21 protein-coding genes are annotated in these 23,212 nt (G+C 70.7%); 9 read left to right on the top strand and 12 right to left on the bottom strand.

What is annotated here, in order from left to right; all coding sequences use genetic code 11:
• Nucleotides 1-12: 12 nt before the first annotated feature.
• The 3 genes from ggt (at nucleotide 13) to OL599_RS14475 (ending at nucleotide 4,885) form a co-directional block, all read left to right on the top strand.
• Entirely contained in the window at nucleotides 13-1,560 is a 1,548-nt protein-coding gene (gene ggt, locus OL599_RS14485) for a gamma-glutamyltransferase (protein WP_456306704.1), read from the top strand.
• A gap of 209 nt (nucleotides 1,561-1,769) precedes the next feature.
• Nucleotides 1,770-3,263: an amidase gene (locus OL599_RS14480; RefSeq protein ID WP_264714505.1), complete on the top strand. Its 1,494-nt coding sequence runs from the start codon at nucleotides 1,770-1,772 to the stop codon at nucleotides 3,261-3,263.
• A gap of 44 nt (nucleotides 3,264-3,307) precedes the next feature.
• Nucleotides 3,308-4,885 (top strand): ABC transporter substrate-binding protein, encoded by a 1,578-nt coding sequence (locus OL599_RS14475; protein ID WP_264714504.1) that lies wholly within the window; start codon nucleotides 3,308-3,310, stop codon nucleotides 4,883-4,885.
• A gap of 32 nt (nucleotides 4,886-4,917) precedes the next feature.
• Here the strand turns inward: OL599_RS14475 and OL599_RS14470 are convergent, their stop codons facing one another.
• Nucleotides 4,918-5,154, bottom strand: coding sequence for an Lrp/AsnC ligand binding domain-containing protein (locus OL599_RS14470; RefSeq protein ID WP_456306703.1), 237 nt, complete (start codon nucleotides 5,152-5,154; stop codon nucleotides 4,918-4,920).
• A 150-nt stretch (nucleotides 5,155-5,304) separates the two neighbouring features.
• Here OL599_RS14470 and speB point away from each other — a divergent pair, with 150 nt between their 5' ends.
• From speB to OL599_RS14445, 5 genes are all read left to right on the top strand, one after another.
• The gene (speB, locus tag OL599_RS14465; protein WP_264714502.1) at nucleotides 5,305-6,195 is read left to right on the top strand and encodes an agmatinase; all 891 of its coding nucleotides are present in this window, start codon (nucleotides 5,305-5,307) and stop codon (nucleotides 6,193-6,195) included.
• A 406-nt stretch (nucleotides 6,196-6,601) separates the two neighbouring features.
• Nucleotides 6,602-7,834, top strand: coding sequence for a type III PLP-dependent enzyme (locus OL599_RS14460; protein WP_264714501.1), 1,233 nt, complete (start codon nucleotides 6,602-6,604; stop codon nucleotides 7,832-7,834).
• Between the two features lie 77 nt (nucleotides 7,835-7,911).
• On the top strand, nucleotides 7,912-8,163 hold the full coding sequence (locus OL599_RS14455) for a hypothetical protein (RefSeq protein ID WP_264714500.1): 252 nt from the start codon (nucleotides 7,912-7,914) through the stop codon (nucleotides 8,161-8,163).
• A complete protein-coding gene (locus OL599_RS14450) occupies nucleotides 8,160-9,593 on the top strand; it encodes an amidase (RefSeq protein ID WP_264714499.1) in 1,434 nt (477 codons plus the stop codon). Before OL599_RS14455 ends, OL599_RS14450 begins: the two co-directional genes overlap by 4 nt.
• Before the next feature lie 82 nt (nucleotides 9,594-9,675).
• A complete protein-coding gene (locus OL599_RS14445) occupies nucleotides 9,676-11,454 on the top strand; it encodes a thiamine pyrophosphate-dependent enzyme (RefSeq protein ID WP_264714498.1) in 1,779 nt (592 codons plus the stop codon).
• Between the two features lie 11 nt (nucleotides 11,455-11,465).
• Here the strand turns inward: OL599_RS14445 and OL599_RS14440 are convergent, their stop codons facing one another.
• From OL599_RS14440 to OL599_RS14425, 4 genes are all read right to left on the bottom strand, one after another.
• Nucleotides 11,466-12,632, bottom strand: a complete 1,167-nt coding sequence (locus tag OL599_RS14440) for a serine hydrolase domain-containing protein (RefSeq protein ID WP_264714497.1) — start codon at nucleotides 12,630-12,632, stop codon at nucleotides 11,466-11,468.
• A 31-nt stretch (nucleotides 12,633-12,663) separates the two neighbouring features.
• The gene (locus tag OL599_RS14435; protein ID WP_264714496.1) at nucleotides 12,664-14,430 is read right to left on the bottom strand and encodes a CocE/NonD family hydrolase; all 1,767 of its coding nucleotides are present in this window, start codon (nucleotides 14,428-14,430) and stop codon (nucleotides 12,664-12,666) included.
• Nucleotides 14,431-14,487: 57 nt separating this feature from the next.
• Nucleotides 14,488-14,727, bottom strand: a complete 240-nt coding sequence (locus OL599_RS14430; protein WP_264714495.1) for a hypothetical protein — start codon at nucleotides 14,725-14,727, stop codon at nucleotides 14,488-14,490.
• 262 nt (nucleotides 14,728-14,989) lie between these two features.
• Entirely contained in the window at nucleotides 14,990-16,768 is a 1,779-nt protein-coding gene (locus OL599_RS14425) for a gamma-glutamyltransferase family protein (protein WP_264714494.1), read from the bottom strand.
• 85 nt (nucleotides 16,769-16,853) lie between these two features.
• On the opposite strand from OL599_RS14425, the gene phnN reads away from it, so the two are divergent.
• Nucleotides 16,854-17,405, top strand: a complete 552-nt coding sequence (phnN, locus tag OL599_RS14420; protein WP_264714493.1) for a phosphonate metabolism protein/1,5-bisphosphokinase (PRPP-forming) PhnN — start codon at nucleotides 16,854-16,856, stop codon at nucleotides 17,403-17,405.
• Here the strand turns inward: phnN and OL599_RS14415 are convergent.
• The 7 genes from OL599_RS14415 to phnH are packed head-to-tail and all read right to left on the bottom strand — an operon-like array spanning nucleotide 17,371 to nucleotide 23,200.
• Nucleotides 17,371-18,036 carry a DUF1045 domain-containing protein gene (locus OL599_RS14415; RefSeq protein ID WP_264714492.1) on the bottom strand — a complete coding sequence of 222 codons (666 nt, stop codon included), beginning with the start codon at nucleotides 18,034-18,036 and terminating at the stop codon, nucleotides 17,371-17,373. The genes phnN and OL599_RS14415 overlap by 35 nt on opposite strands.
• A gap of 17 nt (nucleotides 18,037-18,053) precedes the next feature.
• Entirely contained in the window at nucleotides 18,054-19,190 is a 1,137-nt protein-coding gene (locus tag OL599_RS14410; protein ID WP_264714491.1) for an alpha-D-ribose 1-methylphosphonate 5-triphosphate diphosphatase, read from the bottom strand.
• Nucleotides 19,187-19,879 carry a phosphonate C-P lyase system protein PhnL gene (phnL, locus tag OL599_RS14405; RefSeq protein WP_264714490.1) on the bottom strand — a complete coding sequence of 231 codons (693 nt, stop codon included), beginning with the start codon at nucleotides 19,877-19,879 and terminating at the stop codon, nucleotides 19,187-19,189. Before phnL ends, OL599_RS14410 begins: the two co-directional genes overlap by 4 nt.
• Nucleotides 19,876-20,652 (bottom strand): phosphonate C-P lyase system protein PhnK, encoded by a 777-nt coding sequence (gene phnK / locus OL599_RS14400; RefSeq protein WP_264714489.1) that lies wholly within the window; start codon nucleotides 20,650-20,652, stop codon nucleotides 19,876-19,878. The genes phnL and phnK overlap by 4 nt, the downstream gene beginning before the upstream one ends.
• Nucleotides 20,653-20,656: 4 nt before the next feature.
• Complete coding sequence (locus OL599_RS14395) at nucleotides 20,657-21,541, bottom strand: alpha-D-ribose 1-methylphosphonate 5-phosphate C-P-lyase PhnJ (RefSeq protein WP_264714488.1); 885 nt, start codon at nucleotides 21,539-21,541, stop codon at nucleotides 20,657-20,659.
• A complete protein-coding gene (locus OL599_RS14390; protein WP_264714487.1) occupies nucleotides 21,538-22,620 on the bottom strand; it encodes a carbon-phosphorus lyase complex subunit PhnI in 1,083 nt (360 codons plus the stop codon). Before OL599_RS14390 ends, OL599_RS14395 begins: the two co-directional genes overlap by 4 nt.
• A 4-nt stretch (nucleotides 22,621-22,624) precedes the next feature.
• Entirely contained in the window at nucleotides 22,625-23,200 is a 576-nt protein-coding gene (phnH, locus tag OL599_RS14385) for a phosphonate C-P lyase system protein PhnH (RefSeq protein WP_264714486.1), read from the bottom strand.
• Nucleotides 23,201-23,212: the final 12 nt, after the last annotated feature.

Below are 23,212 nucleotides of genomic sequence, written 5' to 3'. Positions count from 1 at the left end.
GCCACGCACGGCATGGCCGCAACCTCCATGCCCGCGGCCACGCTGGCGGCCCTCGACGTGCTGCGCGCCGGCGGTAACGCCCTGGACGCGGCGGTGGCTGCCGTCGCCGTGCTGTGCGTGGTCGAGCCGGCCTCGACCGGCATCGGCGGCGACTGCTTCTGCCTGTACGCACCCGCCGGGCAGAAGAAGGTCGTGGCGCTGAACGGCTCGGGCCGCGCCCCCGCGGCGGCCACGATCGACTGGTACGAGAAGCACGGCATCGCGGCACTCGAGAACACGTCGGCGCACGCGGTGACGGTCCCCGGCGCGATCTCGGCCTGGGAGACGCTGCTGGCCGCGCACGGCACCAAGGGACTCGACGAGCTGCTGCAGCCGGCCATCGCCTATGCCGAGCAGGGCCATCCCATCCATTCGCGCGTCGCCAATGACTGGATCGGCGCGATCCCGAAGCTGCAGAAGAACGGCACCCACAAGTTCCTGCCCAATGGCGGCGCGCCGAAGATGGGCGACATGTTCGTGCAGGCCGAGCTGGCGGCCACGCTGAAGGCGATCGCGAAGCACGGCTCGAAGGCGTTCTACGAAGGCCCGATCGCCGCCGATATGGTTGCCGCCCTGCGCGCGCGCGGCGGGCTGCATACCGAGGCCGATTTCGCCGCCGGCCGCACCGCTGCCCAGTTCGTCGATCCGATCACCATCGACTGGCAGGGCCGTCAGGTCTGGCAGTGCCCGCCCAACGGCCAGGGCCTGCTGGTGCTGATGATCCTCGGCATGCTGGAGGGCTACGGCCCGGCACCGGACGGTGCGTTGGGCACCACACGCCTGCACCGGCATATCGAGGCCTGCCGCTTGGCCTTCCGCGACCGCGACGCCTTCCTGGCCGATCCCGGCCAGGTCGAAGTGCCCGTGGGCAAGCTGCTCGACCGCTCCTATCTCGAAGAGCTGCGTCGCATGATCCGCGACGATGCGGCGATGAAGCACATGCCGGCGGCCGGCGAGAGCGCGTTGCCCGTGCATGCCGACACCGTCTATCTCTGCGTCGTCGATCGCGACGGCAACGCCTGCAGCTTCATCAACTCGCTGTTCGAGGGCTTCGGCTCCGGCATCCTCGCCGAGAAGTCCGGCGTGATGCTGCAGAACCGCGGCTTCGGCTTCCGGCTGGAGCGCGGCCATCCGAACTGCATCGCGCCGAACAAGCGGCCGATGCACACGATCATCCCGGGCATGGTGACGCAGGACGGCGAAGCGGTGATGCCCTACGGCGTGATGGGCGGGCACTTCCAGCCGATGGGCCACTCCCTGTTCCTGACCAACCATTTCGACTACGGCCTGGATATCCAGGAGGCCATCGACCTCGCCCGCATCTTCCCGTTCAAGGGCAAGGTACAGGCCGAACGCGGCATCCCCGCCGACGTGATCGACCGGTTGAACCGGATGGGCCACGCCGTCGAGCACGTCGACAAGCCGCATGGCGGCGGCCAGGCGATCTTCATCGACCGCAAGCGCGGCGTGCTGGTTGGTGGGTCCGATCCGCGCAAGGATGGGTTGGCGCTGGGGTACTGAAAGACAAGGCCAGGGGCGCTGCCCCTGGACCCTGGCAAAGGCGGAGCCTTTGCAATCCCGGACGCTCTCGGCTGCATCAGCGGCCTTCGGTTGGTATCACCTGAAGGCAGGAGCCACGGCTGAGAGAGTGATGGGTTTCCAAAGGCCCCCGGCCTTTGGCGGGTCCAGGGCAGAGCCCTGGCCTTCCTGTCACCAAGGGAGGAATCCAAATGACCGAGCCTTGCGATCTGACCGCGCTGGAAGCGCGCGCCCTGATCGGCCGGAAGCAGCTGTCGCCCGTGGAATTGCTGGAAAGCTGCATTGCCCGCATCGACGCGGTCGATCCCGCGGTGAATGCGATGGTGGCCCGCGACGATGCCGCGGCGCGTGCGGCGGCGAAGCAGGCGGAGGCCGCGGTGATGCGCGGCGACGAGTTGCCGGCGTTGCATGGCCTGCCCATCGGCATCAAGGACCTCACCGCCACCAAGGGCCTGCGCACCACCTGGGGCAGCCCGATCTTCGCTGACCATGTGCCGGATCAGGACGAGGCCATGGTGGCCAACCTCCGCGCCGCGGGCGCGATCGTGGTGGGCAAGACCAACACGCCGGAATGGGGAGCAGGGGCCAATACGCGCAACGCCGTGTATGGCGCGACCGGCAACCCGTTCGATACCACCAGGTCGGCGGCCGGGTCGTCCGGCGGGTCGGCGGTGGTGCTGGCCACCAACATGGTGCCGATCGCCAGCGGCAGCGACATGGGCGGATCGTTGCGCAACCCGGCAGCGTTCTGCGGCATCGTCGGCTTCCGCCCGACGCCGGGGCTGGTGCCCAGCGAAACCCGCGGCCTCGGCTGGTCCGGGCTGAGCGTGCAGGGGCCGATGGCGCGCACGGTGCCGGATACGTGCCTGCTGCTGTCGGCCATGGTGTCCGACGACAGCCGCGACCCGCTGGCCACCACGGTGCACGGCCAGCAGATCCGCAGGCCCGGCGACTTCCATCCGCCAGCGCAGGTGGACCTGTCGCGGCTGCGCGTGGCGCTGACGCCGGATTTCGGCTTCGCACCGACCGAGCGCCACATCGCCGAGGTGTTCGCCGAGAAGACCGGCCTGTTCCGCCATGTGTTCGGCCGCGCCGAAGACACGACGCCCGACTGCGCCGGGGCCGACGAGGCGTTCGAGATCCTGCGCGCCACGAACTTCCTGGCCTCGCATCTGGAGCGGGTGCGCACGCGGCCACAGGACGTGGGCCCGAACGTGCGCGCGAACGTGGAGGAGGGGCTGAAATACACGGCCGCGGACGTGGCGCGCGGATGCGTGCTGCAGACCGCGCTGTACCGGCGCTGGCAGGATTTCTTCGCCACGCATGACGTGGTCATCACCCCGTCCATCACCATCAGCCCGCGGCCCTGGACCGAGCTGTATCCCGCGGAGATCGACGGCAAGCCGACGCGCACCTATTTCCACTGGCTGTCGCTGGCCTATGCGGTGACGCTGGCCGGGCATCCGGCGGTGAGCCTGCCGGTGGGTTTGGATCGCAACGGCATGCCGTTCGGCCTGCAGATCGTGGGCCCGCGCGGCGGCGACGCGTTCGTGCTGTCGGTGGCGGCCGAATTGGAGCGGCTGCTGGCGGGCGATCCGCGCACGGCGCGGCCGGTGCCGGATATCGCGAAGCTCAAGGCCGCATCCCCGATCAGCGGAATGCCGGGGTTCCTCGGCTTCGGCTGAATCGCCTATGCTGGGGCGTCTCCTCTCGCACAGGACGCCCCGGCATGAAACGACGCACGTTCCTCCAGGCCACCGCTGCCGTCCTGGCGGCGCCTAGCCTCGCCCGGGGCGCGGGGGCGAACGTGCTGAAATTCATCCCCGAGGGCGACCTGCCGGTGCTGGACCCGGTCTGGACCACGGCAACGAATGCGCGCAACCACGGCTACCTCGTGTTCGACACGCTGTATGGCCAGGATGCGGACTACGTCATGCGGCCGCAGATGGTGGCCGGGCATGTCATCGAGAACGACGGCAGGCAGTGGACGATCACGCTGCGCGACGGGCTGAAATTCCACGACGGCGAGCCGGTGCGCGCGGTGGATGCGGTGGCGAGCATCCGCCGCTTCGCCGCCCGCGACGCGTTCGGGCAGGCGCTGATGGACGCGACCGACGAGCTGTCGGCGGTCGATGACAAGGCGTTCCGGTTCCGCCTGAAGCGCCCGTTCCCGCTGCTGCCGAACGCGCTGGGCAAGACCGGCACGCCGATGCCCTGCATCATGCCGGAGCGGCTGGCGAAGACCGATCCGAACAAGCACGTGACGGAGATGGTCGGCAGCGGCCCGTTCCGCTTCAAGGCGGACGAGCGCGTGCCCGGCTCGCGCGTGGTCTATGAGCGGTTCGACGGCTACGTGCCCCGCGCCGACGGGCCCGCCACCTTCACCGCGGGGCCGAAGCGGGTGCATTTCGACCGCATCGAGTGGATCACGATCCCCGACTCCTCCACCGCCGCGAGCGCGCTGCGCAACGGCGAGGTGGACTGGTGGCAGACGCCCACGCCCGATCTGCTGGATATGCTGCGCCGGGGCGGCAGGATCGTCATCCAGAACGTCGATCCCGCCGGCGGCATCGGCGTGATGCGCTTCAACTTCCTCTATCCGCCCTTCGACAACCCGGCCATCCGCAGGGCGCTGCTGGGGGCGATCGACCAGGCGGATTTCATGACCGCGGTCGCGGGGCCGGACCCGGAGCTGTGGAAGGACCGCGTGGGCGTGTTCAGCCCGGGCACGCCGATGGCCAATGAGGCCGGAATCGAGGTGCTGAGCGGGAAGCGCGACCTCGACAAGGTCAGGCGCGACCTGATCGCCGCCGGCTACAAGGGCGAGCCGGTGGTGCTGCTGGGCGCCTCGGACTATCCCGGCACCAACGCGCTGGCGCTGGTGGCGGCCGACGTGCTGAAGCGCGTGGGCATGAACGTCGATTTCCAGGCCATCGACTGGGGCACGGTGGTGCAGCGCCGCGCCAGCCGGCAGCCGCCGGACAAGGGCGGGTGGAACGTGTTCTTCACCTACCTGAACGGCACCAACAATTTCGATCCGGCCGGGCAGCTGGGCATCCGTGGCAACGGCAAGGATGCCTGGTTCGGTTGGCCCGACATGCCGAAGCTGGAAGAGCTGCGCAACGCCTGGTTCGCCGCGCCCGACCTGGCGGCGCAGAAGCAGGTCTGCGAGCGGATCCAGCTTCAGGTCTGGCAGGACGTGCCGTTCATTCCGCTGGGCGTGTACTATCAGCCCGGCGCCTGGAACAAGGCGTTCACGGGCATGCGCATCGGCTTCCCGCAATTCTACGACGTGCGGCGGGCCTGAGCGCCGCGGGCATCACGCCCTGATTGCCCGGCTCAGCCGCGCGAGCTGACGAAGGCGTTGAAGGTGATCAGCGTGTAGGTGTCCTTCACGCCCGGGATCGTCTGCAGCTTCTCGGTGACGAACAGGCCGGTGTCCTGGTCGGACTCCAGGTAGAACTTGCCGAGCAGGTCGTACTGGCCGGAGGTGGAGTGCAGCTCCGACAACTCCTCGATCGTGTCGGCGGCGAGCTGCGCCACTTTGTAGGAGTGGCCCATCTCGCACTTGATCATCACGAATATCGCCCGCATTGCACGTCCCTCTCGGCTGTCGGGCGCAGGATGCCACGGCGCGGCCGCTTCTGCACAGCGAGCCATGCGCGGTTGACGCGCCGGCCGGGCCTGCGTACGCGGGCTGCCTTCGCGCAGCACAGGGAAGCCCCCATGGCCGGCACGCCCACTTTCGCCATCCCGCCCAGCTTCCTCGGTGTGAGCCGGCGCCATCGCGACGCCCGCTTCGTGGTCGCCGGCGTGCCGCTGGATGTCGGCACCACCAACCGTGCCGGCGCGCGGTCCGGTCCGCAGGCGATCCGTGCGGCCAGCCGCATGCTGGTGGACGGCGACCACCCGCGCGCCTGGATCGAACCGGCTGCCCTCGACCTCGCCGATATCGGCGATTTCGCCATCGCGCTCGGCGATATCCGCGCGAGCCTGGATCTGATCGAGCGGCAGGCGGCGGGGATGGGCCATCTGCTGGCGCTGGGCGGCGAGCACGGCATCACGCTGCCGCTGCTGCGCGCGCTTGCCCTGCGGCTGGGCCGGCCCGTCGGGCTCGTGCATTTCGACGCGCATGTGGACACCTGGCCGGACAGTTTCGGCCAGGCCCTCGGCCATGGCTCGGTGTTCTTCCACGCGCTGAACGAGGGCCTGGTCGATCCGCGGCGGATGATCCAGGTCGGCATCCGCTCGCCGGTGCAGCGCGCGGTGTGGGACTGGACCGTGGGGCAGGGCGTTACGATCCTGGAGGCCGAGGCGGTGCACGGTGCCGGCGCCGCCGCCACCGCCGCGCGCATCCGCGACGTCATCGGCGGCGGCCCCGCCTATCTGAGCTTCGACATCGATGCGCTTGACCCGGCGTTCGCGCCCGGCACCGGCACGCCGGAGATCGGCGGGTTGGCGAGTTGGCAGGCGCAGGCGATTCTGCGCCGCCTGGGCGGGCTCGATTTTGTCGGCATGGATGTGGTAGAGGTGGCGCCTGCCCACGATGTGGCCGAGATCACCGCGCTGGCTGCGGCCACCGTGGCATGGGAGTATCTCGCTCTGGTCGGTAGGTGAACCCGCCATGCCGTGCCGGCGGATCAGGCCGGGGTGCTTTGCAGTACTCCTGGCCGTAATTGCCGCTAGAACCCGCCGCCCGGATTGCACGGATACGCAGCCCGGTTTCGCTGACGCAATCGCACGTGCCGCGAGCCCGCAAGCGGGCACAGCAACGACGTAACGCGTCCTTTTCGGTCGAGCCGGCCAGTCGTGGGCCGGTATCCCCCAAAGGGAACGGATATGTTTGATGTTGGCGAAGCGGCGATGTCCAGACCTCGCACGCACTGAGACCGGCCCCGCGGCGCGCCAGCGCCCCGGCCCCGTTTGTCATGTCCAGGCCCCCCACGCGCTGCCGATCCGGCAGGCGTGCAAGGTCCGCCCCGATGCGCCCGTGCGCATGCCCAGACCCCGCGAGGATCCCACGATGAGCCAGCTTCGTTCACGTGCCGCCGTTTCTCCCCTCCGTCGAGCGCTCGAGGTCGCCGCCGCGCTGCCGACGGTCGATGCGCTCGTGGCCGTCGAGCGGCCCGCCGAGCCCATGCATTGCCTGCGCCCGGCCACCGTCGCGGCGGCGGCGGCGCGTTTCGTCGCGGCCTTCCCCGGCGACGTGCTGTATGCGGTGAAGTGCAACCCGGAGCCCGCCGTGCTGCGTGCGTTGTGGGAGGGTGGGGTGCGGCATTTCGACTGTGCGTCGGCCGGCGAAGTGGCGCTGGTGCGGCAGATGTTCCCCGATGCCGGCATCCATTTCATGCATCCGGTGAAGGCGCGCCCGGCGATTCGCGATGCCTATGCGTGCCACGGCGTGCGCGACTTCGTGCTCGACAGCGCCGACGAACTGGCGAAGATCCTGGCGGAAACCGGCGGCACCGATCTCGGCCTGGTCGTCCGCTTGGCACTGCCGGCCGGCGGGGCAATGTACGACCTGTCCGGCAAGTTCGGCGCGTCGCTGGAGGAAGCGGCGGCCCTGCTGCGCGCTGCGCGGCCGCATGCCGCACGGCTCGGCGTGTCGTTCCATGTCGGCTCGCAATGCCTGGACCCGGTGGCCTATCGCCAGGCGCTGCAACGGGTGGGTGCTGCGATCCGCCTCGCCGGCGTGCCGGTGGAGGTGGTCGATGTCGGCGGCGGCTTCCCGGTCAGCTACCCGGACATCACGCCGCCGTCGCTGGGTGCGTATCTTGCGGAGATCGGAGCGGCGTTCGACGCGCTCGGCCTGCCCGTCGGCACCCGCCTGTGGGCTGAGCCGGGCCGCGCGCTGGTGGCCGCCGGCACCTCGGTGGTGGTGCAGGTGCAGCTCCGCCGCGGCGACGCGCTGTACGTGAACGACGGCGTCTATGGCAGCCTGTCCGATGCCGGCGCGCCGGGGTTTCGTTTCCCGGTGCGGCTGATCCGGCCGGATGGCGCGGCGGTGGCGGACAAGGTCGGCTTCGAGCTGTTCGGCCCGACCTGCGACAGTGCCGACCGCATGCGCGGGCCGTTCCTGCTGCCCGCGGATATGCGCGAGGGCGACTGGATCGAGATCGGCCAGCTCGGCGCCTATGGCGCCTGCCTGCGCACGGCGTTCAACGGCTTCGACCGCGCCCGCATCGTCGAGGTGCGCGACGCGCCGCTGCTGGCCACGCCGGGCTACGAAGCCGACGAGGTCGCCCTGGCGGCCTGACACACCGCCGCCGCCGGGATTGTGTTCCGGCGGCGGCACGGCATGATCGGGGTCCATCACGGCCTGGACCCCAGCCCATGAACGGCACGCCCACGCCCTCGCGGCAAGACGAGAACGACCCTGACGATTGCGGCGGGCCCATCCGTCCTTCGCGCGGCAAGGATGTGGATGTCGCAGGCAGCGCGGCGCTGCTCGGCATGTCGCTGCCAATGGACCGTGCCGGCGCGATCGCGGCCGATCTCGTGAAGCTCGCGGAGCGCGTCCTGGCCTCCCCGGTGCAGCCGGGTTTCGAGGACGAGCCCGCCGACTTCCGCAAGGCGCAGCGGTGAACGACCTTGCGCTGTGGACGCTGGCGGAAGCGTCCGCAGCCATCGCCGCGCGGCAGGTGTCGAGCCGCGAACTGGTGGAGGCCTGTCTCGCCCGCATCGCGCAGTGGCAGCCCCGCATCAACGCTTTCATCGATCTGCGCGCCGACGCCGCCCGTGCCGCGGCCGACGCGGCGGATCGCGCCATCGCCGCCGGCGGCCCATGCTCGCCGCTGCATGGCATCCCGCTGGCGCATAAGGACATGTACTATCGCGAAGGCCGGGTCAGCACCTGCGGCAGCACGCTGCGGCGGGAGTGGCATGCCACGGGCACGGCCACCGTGCTGCGCCGGCTGGATGCCGCGGGCGCCATCGACCTGGGCACGCTGAACATGGCGGAATGGGCGGGCGGGGCCACCGGCCACAACATCTGGTTCGGCGACGCCCGCAATCCCTGGAACCCCGACCGCGTCACCGGCGGGTCGTCCTCCGGCTCCGGGGCGGCGGTGGCGGCGCGGCTGGCGTTCGGCTCCCTTGGATCGGACACCGGCGGTTCCATCCGGCTGCCCGCGTCGATGTGCGGCGTGACCGGGCTGAAGCCCACCTATGGCGCGGTCAGCCGCCACGGCGCCATGCCGCGGGCCTGGACGCTGGACGCGGTGGGGCCGCTGGCGCGCACGGCGCAGGATTGCGCCCTGATCCTCGCCGCCATCGCCGGGCCCGACCCGCAGGACGCCAGCACGGCGGAAGCGCCCGGCTTTGCCATGCCGGCCGTCGCGGACGGGCGGGCGGGCAGGCTCGCGGACACGCTGGCCGGCACGGTCATCGGCGTCGAGGCGTCGATGCTGCAAGCCGCCGACCCGTCGCTGCGCCCGGCGCTCGACACCGCGCTGGCGGTGCTGGGCGACCTGGGCGTGGAGCTGCGCGAGGTGGCGATCCCCGAACTCGCCGCGATCTTCGATCTCGGCGGCGTCATCTCCACCACCGAGGCGGCGTCGATCCATCTGCAGCAGATGCGCGCCCAACCCAGCGGCTACGCACCCGACTTGTTCACCCGCATGCAGGCCGGGCTGGCGACTCCGGCGGTGCTGTACCTGCACGCGCTGCGCATGCGCGGGCTGCTGCTCGAAAAGGTGCGCGCCTCGGTGTTCTCTCGCTGCAACGCGCTGTTCGCGCCGACGGTGGCGGTGCCGGTGCCGACCCGCGCCGAAAGCCGCACCGAGACGGCCGAGGACGTGGGCCGCATCCACGGCCCGCTCGTGCGGCTGACCCGGCCGTTCAACTTTCTCGGCCTGCCGTCGCTGTCGCTGCCCTGCGGCCCCGATTCCGCCGGTATGCCCGTGGGCTTCCAGCTTGTGGGCGCGCCCTTCGCCGAGGCGGAGATCCTGCGCCTCGGCATGGCCTACCAGTCCATCACCGCCTGGCACGCGCGCGTGCCGGAATTGCCGGCCTGAACCTGCGCGCGGCGCGGGTGGTCGACGCGACGCCAACACACGCACTATCTTGCGGCAAAGGTCATCGCAGGAGACTCGACCCATGGAACTCGCGAAGGCGCGAAGCGTGAAACCGGCCGCACGCACCGGCGGACGCGTGCTGGCGGATGCGCTGGTGGCGCAGGGCGTGGACCACGTGTTCGCGGTGCCCGGCGAAAGCTACCTGGACGTGCTGGACGGGCTGTATGCCGTCCGCCAGAAGCTGAAGCTGGTGACCTGCCGATTTGAGGCGGGGGCGGTGAACATGGCCGAGGCCTACGGCAAGCTGAACGGCCGCCCGGCCGCGGCCTTCGTCACCCGCGGCCCCGGCGCCTGCCACGGCGCCATCGGCGTGCACATCGCCTTCCAGGATTCCACGCCGCTGCTGCTGTTCGTCGGCCAGATCCCGTTCGAGGAAACCGACCGCGAGAGCTTCCAGGAAGTTGACTACCGCCGGATGTTCCAGCCGCTGGCGAAATGGGTGACGCAGATCGACGACGCCGCGCGCATCCCCGAGATCGTCGCCCACGCCGTCGACGTGGCCATGTCCGGCCGCCCCGGGCCGGTGGTGATCGCACTGTCCGAGGAGATGCAGAAGAAGCTGGTCGAGGTGCCGGATATCGGCCGCGCCGACGTCGCGCCGGCGAATCCCGATCCGGCGGCGATCGCGAAGATGCAGGCGCTGCTGGCGAAGTCCAGCAAGCCGCTGGCCATCCTCGGCGGCTCGCGCTGGAGCGAGGCGGGACGGGCGGCGATCCGCGACTTCCTGGTGGCGCATGAGGTGCCGGTGACGGTCGGCTTCCGTCGCCAGGCGTTGTATGACGGCACGCTGGACAATTTCGCCGGCGACCTCGGCGTTGGCTCCGATCCCGCGCTGGTGGCGAAGGCCAGGGAGGCCGACCTGATCCTGGCCATCGGCACCCGGCTGGGCGAGCCGGTGACGCAGGGCTACACCCTGTTCGAGCCGGCCGGCGGCGTGCCGATCGTGCATGTGTACCCCGAACCCGGCGAGATCGGCCGCGTGTTCCGCCCCGCACTCGGCATCGTGTCGGACGTGAACGCATTTGCCGACGCGGCGGCGAAGCTGCCCGCGCCGAAGCGGGTGGCGTGGCGTGACTGGACGCGCGAGCTGCGCGCGCTGCGCCTGCAGGGCTGCGCCGCGCCGCAATACGAGGGCACGCTGAATCTCGCGCAGGCGATGCACGCGTTGCAGGAGCTGCTGGAAGACGACGCCATCATGACCTGCGACGCCGGAAACTTCGCCACCTGGCCGCCGCGCTTCATGAACTTCAAGGACGGCCAGCGCTTCATCGGCCCCACCAATGGCGCCATGGGCTACGCCGTGCCAGCCGCGGTCGGCGCCAAGATCGCGCATCCCGACCGCCAGGTGGTGTGCTTCGTGGGCGATGGCGGCTTCCTGATGACGGGCCAGGAGATCGCCACCGCTTTCCATCACGGCGTGGCACCGATCGTGCTGGTGTTCAACAACCAGATGTACGGCACCATCCGCATGTACCAGGAACGCAGCTATCCCGGCCGCGTCTCCGGCACCGCGCTCACCAACCCCGATTTCGCGAAGTTCATCGAGGCGTTCGGCGGCCATGGCGAGGTGGTGAGCGAGACGGCCGAGTTCGCGCCCGCCTTCCGCCGCGCGGTGGAAAGCGGCAAGCCCGCGGTGATCGAGCTGCGCATGAACCCCGACCAGATCACCAGCCGCTCCACGATCACGCAGATGCGCGCGGCGGCGTCACCGAAGCCTGCCGCAAAGCCGAAGCGTGCGGAGGCGGCGAAGCATCCCAAGCCCTCGGCGCGGACGGCGCCGAAGCCGGCCAAGAAGCGATAGTGGGTGGGGCGCTACCCTCCGATGGCCGCGTAGACCGCGCGCTCGAAGCCGGCGAACACGTCAAGCGCCTGTTCGTCGGCGAAGGGCAGCATCTGCATCAGGATCACGCCGGCCACGCCGGCGGTCGGATCGATCCAGTAATAGGTGTTGCCCAGCCCCGCCCAGGCGAGGCTGCCGGCGCTGCGTCCGGTCGGCGCCTGTTGCGTGTTGATCAGGAAGCCCAGGCCCCATTTCTTCTCCATGCCCGGGAAGAAATCGGCGTCGTTGGTGGTGGCGGGGGTGGCGCTGCGCATGGGCACGACGGAGATGTCGCCGATCTGGTTGCGCGCCATCTCCGCGACCGTGCGCGGTGACAGCAGGCGGGTCCCATCCAGCGTGCCGCCGTTCAGCATCATGCGCAGGAAGCGAAGATAATCGCGTCCCGTGCCGCACAGCGCGCCGCCGCCCATGAAGAAGGACGGGCCCTGGCCGACCGGGAATTCCATAGGCGTCAGCGATCCGCCCTCTTGCCGCGCGTGCATGCGTGCCTGGCGCGCCCGTTGCGCGGACGAGAGGGTCACGCCGGTGTCGTGCATGCCCAGCGGTCCCAGCACGTGGTCGCGCAGGTATTCGTCGAGCAGCTGCCCACTCGCGGCCTCGACCACCTTGCCCACGAGGTCGGTGTTGATGCCGTAGTTCCAGCGCGTGCCGGGATCGAACAGCAGAGGTGTGCGCTGCAACTCCTCCCAGTTGGTGGGCACGCGCGGCAGGTCCGCGTGCCGCAGGTAGCGCCCGAGCTCGGCGTTCCACATGGTGTAGCCATAGCCGGCGCTGTGCGAGAGCAACTGGCGCAGCGTGATCGGGCCGGCGGCGTCGCGCAGGACCGGCGCGCCGGCGGCGTCGAAGCCTGCGAGCACCTTGGGGGCGGCGAGGGCGGGCAGGGTCTGGGCAATCGGCGTATCGAGCGCGAGCCGGTTCTGCTCGACCAGTTGCATCGCCGCGGCCGAGACCACGGCCTTGGTCATGGAGGCCAGCCAGAACACGGTATCGACGGTCATCGGCGCCTCGGCCGACACGTCGCGCCGGCCGAACGCGCCTTCGTAGATCGTCTCGGTGCCGGTGGTCGCCAGGGCCACGAGGCCCGGCACCTTGCCTGCCGCGTCCTGCAACACGCGGTCGATCCGGGTCGTGGCGCTCATGGTTTCTCCCCCGACATTCCCGCGGCCCGAATCATCGGGTCAACGGCAGTTCGATGCGCGAACGGCCGCCCGCGATGGTCAGCACCGGCGGCCGCCCGTGCGGCACCTGGCCGAAATTGTCGCTGTCGGCGGCGGCGATGGCGACCCGGATGCGATGCCCGGCGCGGAACATCCACGAGGTCGGCAGTAGCGCGACGCGCAGCTCGGTCACCTCGCCGGGGACCAGCGGCTTCGCGTCGGCGCGGGCGAAGCTGTGCCGCGGCCCGACCACCTGGTGCAGCGCGGGGGCGGCACTCTCCTGGCGATGCAGCGCCCGCAGCATGCCTTCGGTGACGTAGCGGCAGGTGCCGTCCGGCGCCACGTCCTCCAGATAGGCGTGGATGGCGGCATCGGGCTCGCTGCAGGACAGGTGCAGCGTCAGCACGGGATGGCCCGTCAGCACGGTGTCGCGCGCCAGCTTTTCGCCGGTGCTGCACAGCATCTTCGCGTCGCGGCCGTGCCAGTCGGCGTAGTAGTCGCGCACGTCGAACGCGGCGAGGCGGCCATAGCGGGTGTTGGCCCCGGTGCCGATGGCGAAGTCGGCCTGGTATGTGCCGCCGTCGAGCGGCATCACCGTGGGCGCCACCTGGGGTGGCCAGGACTGCGCCTCGTGCCAGGATTCGGCGCCGATCGTGTAGCTGTGCACGGGGCTTTCATGCTGCAGCCCGGTGTCGTGGCCCATCAGGTAGTGATCGAAGAAGCGCAGGATCTCCGTCGTCCACGGAAATTCCGGCACCACCGTGCGCCGCCACGGGCTGACATTGCTGCGCGCGCCATGGTCCCACGGGCCCAGCAGCAGATGCTTGTTCGGGTTGGGCAGGCTGAGGAAGCGGCTGATGGCGCCGTTGCTGAACCCCGCGCCATCCATCCAGCCGGAGACGCAATACACCGCCACATCCGACCGCAGATTGGCGGCATAGGCGAACGGGCTGAAGCTCGTGCCGGTGAAGCCGGGGTTGTAGGGCAGGGCGTCGTCGCGGCAGGGGAATTCGCGGATGAAGTCCACCATGCGGAAATTGCCGAGATGCTCCGCCACCGCCTGCTGCGCCATTGCGCCATTGTCGCCGTCCACGGGCATCGGGCCCTGGAAATGCGGGTTGCCGAAATAGGCAGTGGCGGCCAGCAGGTCGCGCCGGTCGTGGTCCAGCCCGACCATCAGCGCGTCATAGGTCTCGGCCAGCCGGTTCAGCAGCAGGCCGCCGGGATAGTAATGATTCGACCAGGTGTCCCAGACCGAAAACAACGGTGCGATGGCGCGCACCGCGGGATGGCCGGTGCTTGCCAGGAAATCCGCGGCGGCGCCGACATAGGAGATGCCGGTGGCGCCGATCGCGCCGTTCGACCAGGGCTGGCGCACCACCCAGTCGGCGATCTCCGCATGGTCGTCGCGTTCGCGCGGGGATCGGAACGAATCCCGCGTGCCGAAGCTGGCGCCGGTGCCGCGCACATCGACCACCACCAGCGCGTAGCCGCGCGGCACGAACAGGTCGCGGAACTTCGCGGCCCCCGGTGCGGCCTCGGTGTCCGGGGGCGCGCCGAGGGCGAGGCGGAAGCGGCGGTAATAGGGCGTCAGGATCAGGATCGCCGGCACCGGTCCGGCGCCTTCGGGCAGATGCACATCCACCGCCAGCCGCACGCCGTCGCGCATGGTCACGTAGCAGGATGCCGGGGGCGAGGCCGGGAATGTGGGCGGGCGCCGTTCGGCGTAGGCATGCGGCGTCACGCGCCAGGCGCCGGCGGCTTCGGTCTCATCGGTCATGCATCGGTCTCCTCGGGGGCGACTGTACCCGATCGGCCGGTGCGCGCCAGGGACCCGTCAGGTGCGGGGCGGCACGCTGCGTGCGCGCAGGGCGAAGCTGACGGCCCCCACGCCCAGCACCACGGCACAGGCTGACAGCACCAGCGGCAGCCCGCCCTGGGCGATCATCCGTATGGCCGCGCCGGCCACCCGCCCGCCCATCGCCGCCGCCCGCGGCGATGCCACCCAGGCGAAGTCGATCATCCTGCCGGCGACTCCGGTAAGGCCGGCGGCCGCCAGCGCGACGCCCCCGGCCATGCCGGCCAGCAGCAGGGAAGCGGCGGGATCGCGGGCGACACAGCCGCACGGGGTCGCGGGCCTGATTCGTTCGGTCCCCTTGGACGGGAGGCGCGGGCCTGGTTTCATCATGGGCGCAGATTAGCACATGCGCGCGGCCGATCCGATACGGTATCCGTGCAGGCAACGACCGGTCGCCGGCCGCATGGCAGCCCTGCGCACGGTCGATGCCAGTGCTTTTGCGGCGGTTGCCGCGTCCGCACTGGCCGACTCGCGTTCCGCCTCAGCGCCCGACTGCGTAGCCCTGCATGCCGCGCGGATTGGCGCCGGCGAACATCTGCCCGTCCGCCTCGATGCGGGCGGCGGACAGCCGGCCCTCGCTCCACGGGTCGCCCATCTCGGCGAGGTGCCCGCGCGCCTTGAGGTCTGCCAGCACGGCGGCGTCGTAGCGGCCTTCCAGCACCACCTTGCCGGGACGGGCGACGCGCGGCCAGAAGCTGCTCGGCCAGTGCTCGGTGTGGAAGCTCGGCGCGTCGATGGCCTGCTGGATGGTCATGTTGTGATGGACCATGCGCAGGAACATGATCGGCTGCCACTGGTCCTGCTGCTCGCCGCCCGGCGTGCCGAACGACATCCACGGCTTGCCCTGGCGCAGCACCATGCTGGGCGACAGCGTGGTGCGCGGGCGCTTGCGCGGCGCGACGCTGTTGGGGTGTCCCGGCTTGGTCCAGAACATCTGCCCGCGCGTGGTGATGCAGAAGCCGAGTTCGGGGACCACCGGCGAGGATTGCAGCCACCCGCCCGAGGGGGTGGCGCTCACCATGTTGCCCCAGCGGTCGATCACGTCGACATGGCAGGTGTCGCCGCCGACCGCGCCGAGGCGTGCCACCGTCGGCTCGTCGACGCCGGGCGCGCGGTTCAGCAGCGCGACCCGCTCCGACGCCGTATGGTCCACCTGCGGATTGAAGCCGGGGATCTGGCCGGGCCGCAGTTCCAGGCTGGCTTTTTCGGTGATCAGCGCGCGGCGCGTATCGTTGTAGGCCGGCGACAGCAGTTCGTTCAGCGGCACCTGCACGAAATCCGGGTCGCCGTAATAGGCTTCGCGATCGGCGAAGGCGAGTTTCGCGGCCTCGACCACCGTGTGCACGAATTCGGGCCCCAACGGATCCATCGCGCCGATGTCGATGCCGCGCAGCAAAGCGAGTTGCTGCAGGAAGGTGGGGCCCTGGCTCCAGGGGCCGACCTTCAGCAGCGTATGGCCGTGATAGTCGAAGCTGACGGGATCCTCGACCGACGCCGCCCAGCGCGCCATGTCGTCGGTGGTCAGCAGGCCGCGATGGCGGCGGCCGGAGGAGTCGAGAATCTCGTTGTTGCGGTAGTATTTGCCGATCGCCTCGGCGACGAAGCCGCGATACCAGGCGTTGCGCGCGGCATCGATCCGCGCCTCGCGGGAGGAGCCCATGGCCTCGCGCAGCACGCGCTGCCAAGTGTCGGCCAGTGCGGGGCGCGCGAACAGCGTGCCGGGCCCCGGCACCTTGCCGCCGGGCAGGAACACCTCGGCGCTGCTGTGCCACTCTTCCTCGAACAGCGGGCGCATCGTCTCGATGGTGGTGCTGATGCGCGGCACGATGTGGATGCCGTTGCGGGCATAGCCGATGGCGTAGGCCAGGACCTCCGGCAACTCCCACGTGCCCCAGTCGCGCAGCATCAGCGCCCAGGCGTCGAACGCCCCGGGGACGACGGCGGGCAGCAGCCCGGTACCGGGCACGAGGTCGAGCCCGAGGGAAGCGAAACGATCGGCGGTCGCGGCGTCGGGCGCGACGCCCTGGCCGCAGATCACGTGCTGAGCGGCGGCGCGGGCGTCGTGGATGATGATGGGCGCGTCGCCGCCGGGGCCGTTCAGATGCGGCTCGGCCACCTGCAGGGTGAAGCCGGCCGCCGCGGCGGCGTCGAAGGCGTTGCCGCCGCGCTCCAGCACGGCCATGCCCACCTGGCTCGCCAGCCAATGCGTGGTGGCGACCACGCCGAACGTGCCGGCGATCTCAGGCCGTGTGGTGAACATCTTGGGTGTCCCCGATCATGAAAGTTGGTCTTGCAAGCTGTGCAAACTAGCGCCAAGCACCGCCAAGTCAAAACCGGACGCTGCAATGTTGATTCTCGTGGTTGGACCATCTGGCGCGGGCAAGGACACGTTGATGGAGGCCGCGCGCCGGCGCCTCGCCGGCGACGCGCGATTCCGTTTCGTCCGCCGCGAGATCACTCGCCCGCGCGAGGCCGGCGGCGAGGACCATGTTCCCGTCGATGCCGCCGGCTTCGCCCGCCGCCGCGCCGCCGGCGCGTATGCGCTGAGCTGGGAGGCGCACGGGCTGGGCTACGGCATTCCCGCCGACATCGCCGACGCCCTCGCGGCCGGGCGCGTGGTGGTGGCCAACGTTTCGCGCGCGGTCATCGCCGACGCGGCGCGGCGATTCCCCGTGCGCGTGCTGGAGATCACCGCTCCGCCCGAGGTGCTGGCGCGCCGGCTGGCCGCGCGCGGGCGCGAGGACGCGCAAGACGTTGCGGCACGGCTGCGGCGCAGCGTGTCGTTGCCGCAGGGCGTCGATGTCGTCACCGTCATGAACGACGGCACGGTGGAGGAGGGGGCGGGCCGCGTTCTGGCCGCGCTCACCCGCGCAACGGAATCCGCTCGGCCAGCGTGAACGGTGCGCCCGTCTGGTCCTGCACGAACAGGCTGATGTCGTCCACGCGCCGCGGCCGCGTCAGGGCCGTTGCGAAGAACGCCTCGGCCTCTGGGCGATAGACCGCGTGCTCCGCCGGCGTCAGGCGGCGGGTCAGCGTCATGTGGAAGAACCAGGTGGCGAACACGTAGGGATATCCCCAGCGCGCCAGCATCGCCTCCTGCGCCGGCCGCAGCCCGTTGCGGCGCCGCCGCGCCAGTTCGGCCTCGCCGGGCGGGGCGCGCAGGGCGTCCAGCCCGATCACGCAGGCATCGGCCAGGGCCTGCAGTTCGGGGCTCGGGGTGGTTTCGCGCAAGGCGAGGAAGCCATCGAGATTCTGCACCGAGAGGCCGGGCAGGTCGAACGCCGGAATCCCCGCCGCCACCTCGGCCGCCGCGTCCAGCACGTCGGTCCAGGCCGCACCCTCCACCAGCCGCATCGGCGGCTTCAGCGTGGCGTGGAAGCCGTAGGTCCGCGGGTCGGCGGTGACGTCAGCGATGTCGGGCAGTTCGGGCTGCGGGCGCGGCGCACCGGTCGCCGGGTCGCGGCCCAGCCAGTCGGCGGCGAGATGCCAGAGCGGGTCGTCCGCCTGCGGCGCGTAATACAGCGCCACACGTGCGCCGGGCCGCATCAGGCCACGCGCTCGCCGGTCCGCCACACCTGTCGCACGACGGGCATCCCCTCATGCACGCGCACGCGCACCAGGTCGCCGCGCAGGCCCGCCTCGATGCGGCCGCGGTCGGGAAGGCGCGCCATCTGCGCGGGGTTGTCGGTCAGCATCGCCACCGCCTCCGGCAGGGTGATGGCGGTGGTCTCGGCGCAGATGAACGCGGCCTCCACCAGGCTCGCCGGCACGTAATCGGACGCGAAGGCATCGACCGCGCCGGCGCGCACCAGCTCGGCCGCGTTCACGTTGCCGGAATGGCTGCCGCCGCGCACGATGTTCGGCGCCCCCGCGATCACCTGCATGCCGCGCACGCGGGCCGCCTGGGCCGCTTCCATGCTGACCGGGAATTCGCTGATGCGGATGCCGTCCGCCAGGTTCTCCTCGATCTCCTCCACGGTGCGGTCGTCGTGGCTCGCCAGGGTGACGTCCAGGCCGGCGACGCGGGCCAGCAAAGCGCGGCGGTTGGGGGTGCGCAGGCGCTCGCGCTGCTCGGTCAGCTCGCGGATGCGCCGTTCGATATAGTCCTCGCTGGCGCCGTCCTTGCGGCGCATGGCGCGGTAGCGGTCGAGATTGGCGTACTGGCCCACGCCGGGGCTGTGGTCCATCAGGCTGACCATGCGCACGCGCGGGTGGTCGGCCACGGGATCGACCATCTCCATCACGTCCGCCGCCGGCATCTCGCAGCGCAGATGCAGGAAATGCTCGCTCTTGAGCAGGCCGGTGCCGGCCAGCGCATCCAGGTCCACCACGCCGTCGCGGAAGGTCTGCATGCGGTCCTTGTCGAAGCCCAGATCGCCCAGGCACAGCGCGTCCAGTACCGTGGTCACGCCAGCGGCGGCGCATTGCGCGTCATGCGCCAGCATCGCCGAGCGCGACGGCCAGCGGGCGTTCAGCCGCGGCAGCACCTGCCGCTCCAGGTTGTCGGTGTGCACATCGACCACGCCGGGCATCAGGTAGTCGCCGTCCAGGTCGATCGCGCCGGGTGCGGCGGAGCGGCCGGCCTGCACGCCCACGATGTTGGCGCCGCGCAGCACCACGGTGCCGGCCAGCAGCCGGTCGCGCAGCACCAGGATGGCGTTGGTCAGGATGGTCTCGGTCATGCGGCGTCCTGCAGGGGGCTTACGTGATAGAGGCGGTCGGCGACGGCATCGCGCACCGCGGTGTCGTGGACGATGCCGACGATCGCGGTGCCGGCGGCCTTGGCCTCGCGGATCATGGCGATGACGATGTCGCGGTTGGCATTGTCCAGCGACGCCGTGGGCTCGTCCAGCAGCAGGATCGGATGGCCGCCGATGAAGCCGCGCGCGAGGTTTATACGCTGCTGCTCGCCGCCCGAGAAGGTGGCCGGCGGCAGCGCGTGCAGCCGCGGCGGGATGTTCAGCCGCAGCAGCAGTTCGGCGGCGCGCGCCCGGGCCGCTTCGGGCGACAGGCCGCGCGCCGCCTCCGCCACGATGTCCAGCGCCGGCACGCGCGGCACCACGCGCAGGAACTGGCTGACATAGCCCAGCGTGCGTGCGCGCACCTGCACCACCGTGCGCGGCGGGGCGGTGGCGATGTCGACGGTTTCGCCGTCGTGGCGCACCAGGATCTGGCCGCCATCGGCGCGGTAGTTGCCATACAGGCTGCGCAGCAGCGTGGACTTGCCGGCGCCGGACGGCCCGACCAGGACGACGCAGCTGCCGGCATGCACCTCCAGGTCCACATGCTCCAGCACGGGGATGCGCAGGCCGCCCTGCAGGTGCAGCACGAACTGCTTGCCGAGGTTGCGGGTCTGCAGCATCGCGCTCATGCCTGCAGCACCGAGCTGACGAGAAGCTGCGTGTAGGCGTGGTGCGGATCGTCGAGCACCTGATCGGTCAGCCCGCTTTCCACCACCCGGCCACGCTGCATCACCATGATGCGGTGCGCCAGCAGCCGCGCCACCGACAGGTCGTGCGTCACCAGCACCACGGCGATGTCGAGCCGGCGCACCAGGCTGCGGATCAGGTCGAGCAGCCGCGCCTGCACGGAGACGTCGAGGCCGCCGGTCGGTTCGTCCATGAACACCAGCCGCGGATGCGTCACCAGCGTGCGCGCGATCTGCAGGCGCTGCAGCATGCCGCCGGAGAAGGTGCGCGGCAGGTCGTCCACCCGATCGGCGTCGATCTCCACCTGCCGCAGCCAGTCGATCGCCGCTTCGCGGATGTTGCCGTAATGGCGGCTGCCTTGCGCCATCAGCCGCTCGCCGACATTGCCGCCGGCGGAGACGGACATGCGCAGGTTCTCGCGCGGATTCTGGTGCACGAAGCCCCAGTCGGAGCGGTGCAGCGCCCGCAGCGCCGGCTGCGGCATGGCGTGCACGTCGTGCAGCCGCCCCTCGGGATCGCGGTACCACACCACCCCGTCCTGCTGGCGCAGGCGCCCGGACAGCACGTTGAGCAATGTCGATTTGCCGGAGCCGGATTCGCCGACCACGGCCAGCACCTCGCCCGGCCACAGATCCGCGTCCACATCCACCAGCGCCGGAATGGCGCCGAAGGACAGCGACAATCCGCGCGCGGACAACAGGGTTTCGTTGGTCATCGCCTTACTCCGCGGCCAGTTCATCCGCAGTGGGTGCTTCGGCGCCGACATGGCCGGCCGCGCGCCGCGTCTCGCAATGATCGGTGTCCGAGCACACGAACAGCCGCCCGCCGCGGTCGTCGGTGACGACCTCGTCCAGATAGCTGTCGGTGGCGCCGCACAGCCCGCACGCATGCGGCGCGCGGGTGGTGCGGAACGGATGGTCGTCGAAATCCAGGCTTTTCACTGCCGTGTAGGGCGGGACGGCGTAGATGCGCTTCTCGCGCCCGGCGCCGAACAACTGCAGCGCCGGCATCATGTGCATCTTCGGATTGTCGAACGCCGGAATCGGGCTCGGCGCCATCAGGTAGCGGGAATTGACCAGCACCGGGTAGTCGTAGCTGATCGAGACATGGCCGAAGCGGGTGATGTCCTCGTACAGCTTCACATGCATCAGCCCGTATTCGGCGAGACCGTGCATGCGCCGCGTCTCCGCCCGCGACGGTTCCAGCTTCGACAGCGGCTCCGGCTGCGGCACCTGGTAGACGATGATCTGGTCCTCGCGCAGCGCCGTCTCGGGAATGCGGTGGCGGGTCTGGATCAGCGTCGCCTCGGCGGTGGCGGTGGTGGTGCGCACGCCGGCGGTGCGGCCGAAGAAGCGGCGGATGGACACGGCGTTGGTGGTGTCGTCCGCACCCTGATCGATCACCTTCAGCACGTCGGACGGGCCGAGCACAGCGGCGGTCACCTGGATGCCGCCGGTGCCCCAGCCATAAGGCAGGGGCATCTCGCGGCTGCCGAACGGCACCTGATGACCGGGAATGGCCACCGCCTTGAGGATGGCGCGGCGGATCATCCGCTTCGTCTGCTCGTCGAGATAGGCGAAGTTGTAGCCCGACAGCGCGTTCATTCCGCGGCCTCCTGCATCCGCATGGCATCCGCCCGCATGCGGCGGACCGTCTCCAGCTCGCTCTGGAAATCGACGTAGTGCGGCAGCTTCAGATGCTCGACGAAGCCGGTCGCCTCGATGTTGTCGGAGTGGTACAGCACGAACTCGATGTTCTGCGCCGGCGCCTTCACGTCCTCGCCCAGCTCCTCGGCGCGCATGGCGCGGTCCACCAGCGCCATGGCCATGGCCTTGCGCTCGGCGTGGCCGAAGGCGAGGCCGTAGCCGCGGGTGAATTGCGGCGGCACGGTTTTCGATCCCGCGAACTGGTTGACCATCTGGCACTCGGTCAGCGTCATGTCGCCGATGTCGATGGCAAAGCCCAGCTCCGGCGGCTCGATCTCCACGGACACCTCGCCCAGGCGGATCTCGCCCACGAACGGATGGGTGCCGCCCCAGCCGCGCTGGGTGGAGTAGCCGAGTGCCAGCAGGAACCCTTCGTCGCCACGCGCCAGCGCCTGCAGCCGCAGGTCGCGCCCGGCGGGAAAGGCCAGCGGCTCGCGCGTGAGGTCGCCGGGCTCGCCGTCGGGTGCCCCGTCGCGCTCGATCAGGCCCTCATGGCCGAGGATATCGCTCACCCGCGGCATGCGCATGTCGTCGGCCGGCGCTTCGGGCGCGGGCGGCGGCTGGCCGCCGGCGGCGAGCGCGAAATCCAGCAGCCGGTGCGTGTAGTCGTAGGTCGGGCCGAGCACCTGGCCGCCCGGCAGGTCCTTGAACACGGCCGAGATGCGGCGGCGGATCTGCATTGCCGCGGTATCCACCGGCCGCGAATAGGCGAAGCGGGGCAGGGTGGTGCGATAGGCCCGCAGCAGGAACGCGGCCTCGATCAGGTCGCCCTGCGCCTGCTTGATCGCCAACGCCGCGAGCTCGCGGTCGTACAGCGAGCCTTCCGCCATCACCCGGTCCACGGCGCGGCCGAGCTGTTCGGCGATCTGGTCGGTGCCGATCTCGGCGACGGCGGGATCGCCGCGCCGGTCCTCGGCGAGCCAGGCATGGGCATTGTCGATGGCACGCTCGCCGCCTTTGACGGCCACATAAGCCATGGGTTCAGCCCTCCGCGATGCGCACGCTGCGCGGCAGCGCGGCGATGGTGGTGCCGGCGCACAGGATCAGGTCGACGCCGCGCGGGAACAGCGCGTGGTTGTCCGCCCAGGCGGCGGCGAAGCCGGCGGGCAGGCCGTCCACGGCCAGCGTCGCTGGCGCACGCAGCCCGGGGCCGGCGAGGTGCAGCGCGGTGCCGGCGCCGAAGCCGCGCACTTGCAGGATCAGCGTGGCGGATTCCTCCGGGCCGTCGTCGCTGCCGGCATTGAGATGCGCGAGGTCCGGCAGCTCCAGCGCCAGCACGAAGGCGGCCGCGCCGATGTCAGGCACCGTGGCGGCGCCGCAATGGAACGCGATCCAGTCCTGCGCCGCGGCGCAGCCGGGGTCGAACCAGAGCGGCGTCTCGACATCCACGAGCGTCAGCAGCACCGCGGCGGTGGCGGGATCGAGCGGCGCCGGCGGGGTCAGCCCTGCGCCGGCCGCATGGCGGCTGCCGGGGCGGGCCATCGCGTCCAGCACCGCACGGAAGCAGGACTGGGCGCCGAGGACCGGGTCGGCGAAGCCGGGAAGGTCGATGCTCATCCGGGTCGCCCC

The sequence above is a fragment of the Limobrevibacterium gyesilva genome (genome assembly GCF_025989185.1).
Taxonomy (GTDB): Bacteria; Pseudomonadota; Alphaproteobacteria; order Acetobacterales; family Acetobacteraceae; genus Limobrevibacterium; species Limobrevibacterium gyesilva.
The sequence above is the reverse complement of the archived record's forward strand: the minus strand, read 5'-3'. Positions and strand labels throughout refer to the sequence as shown.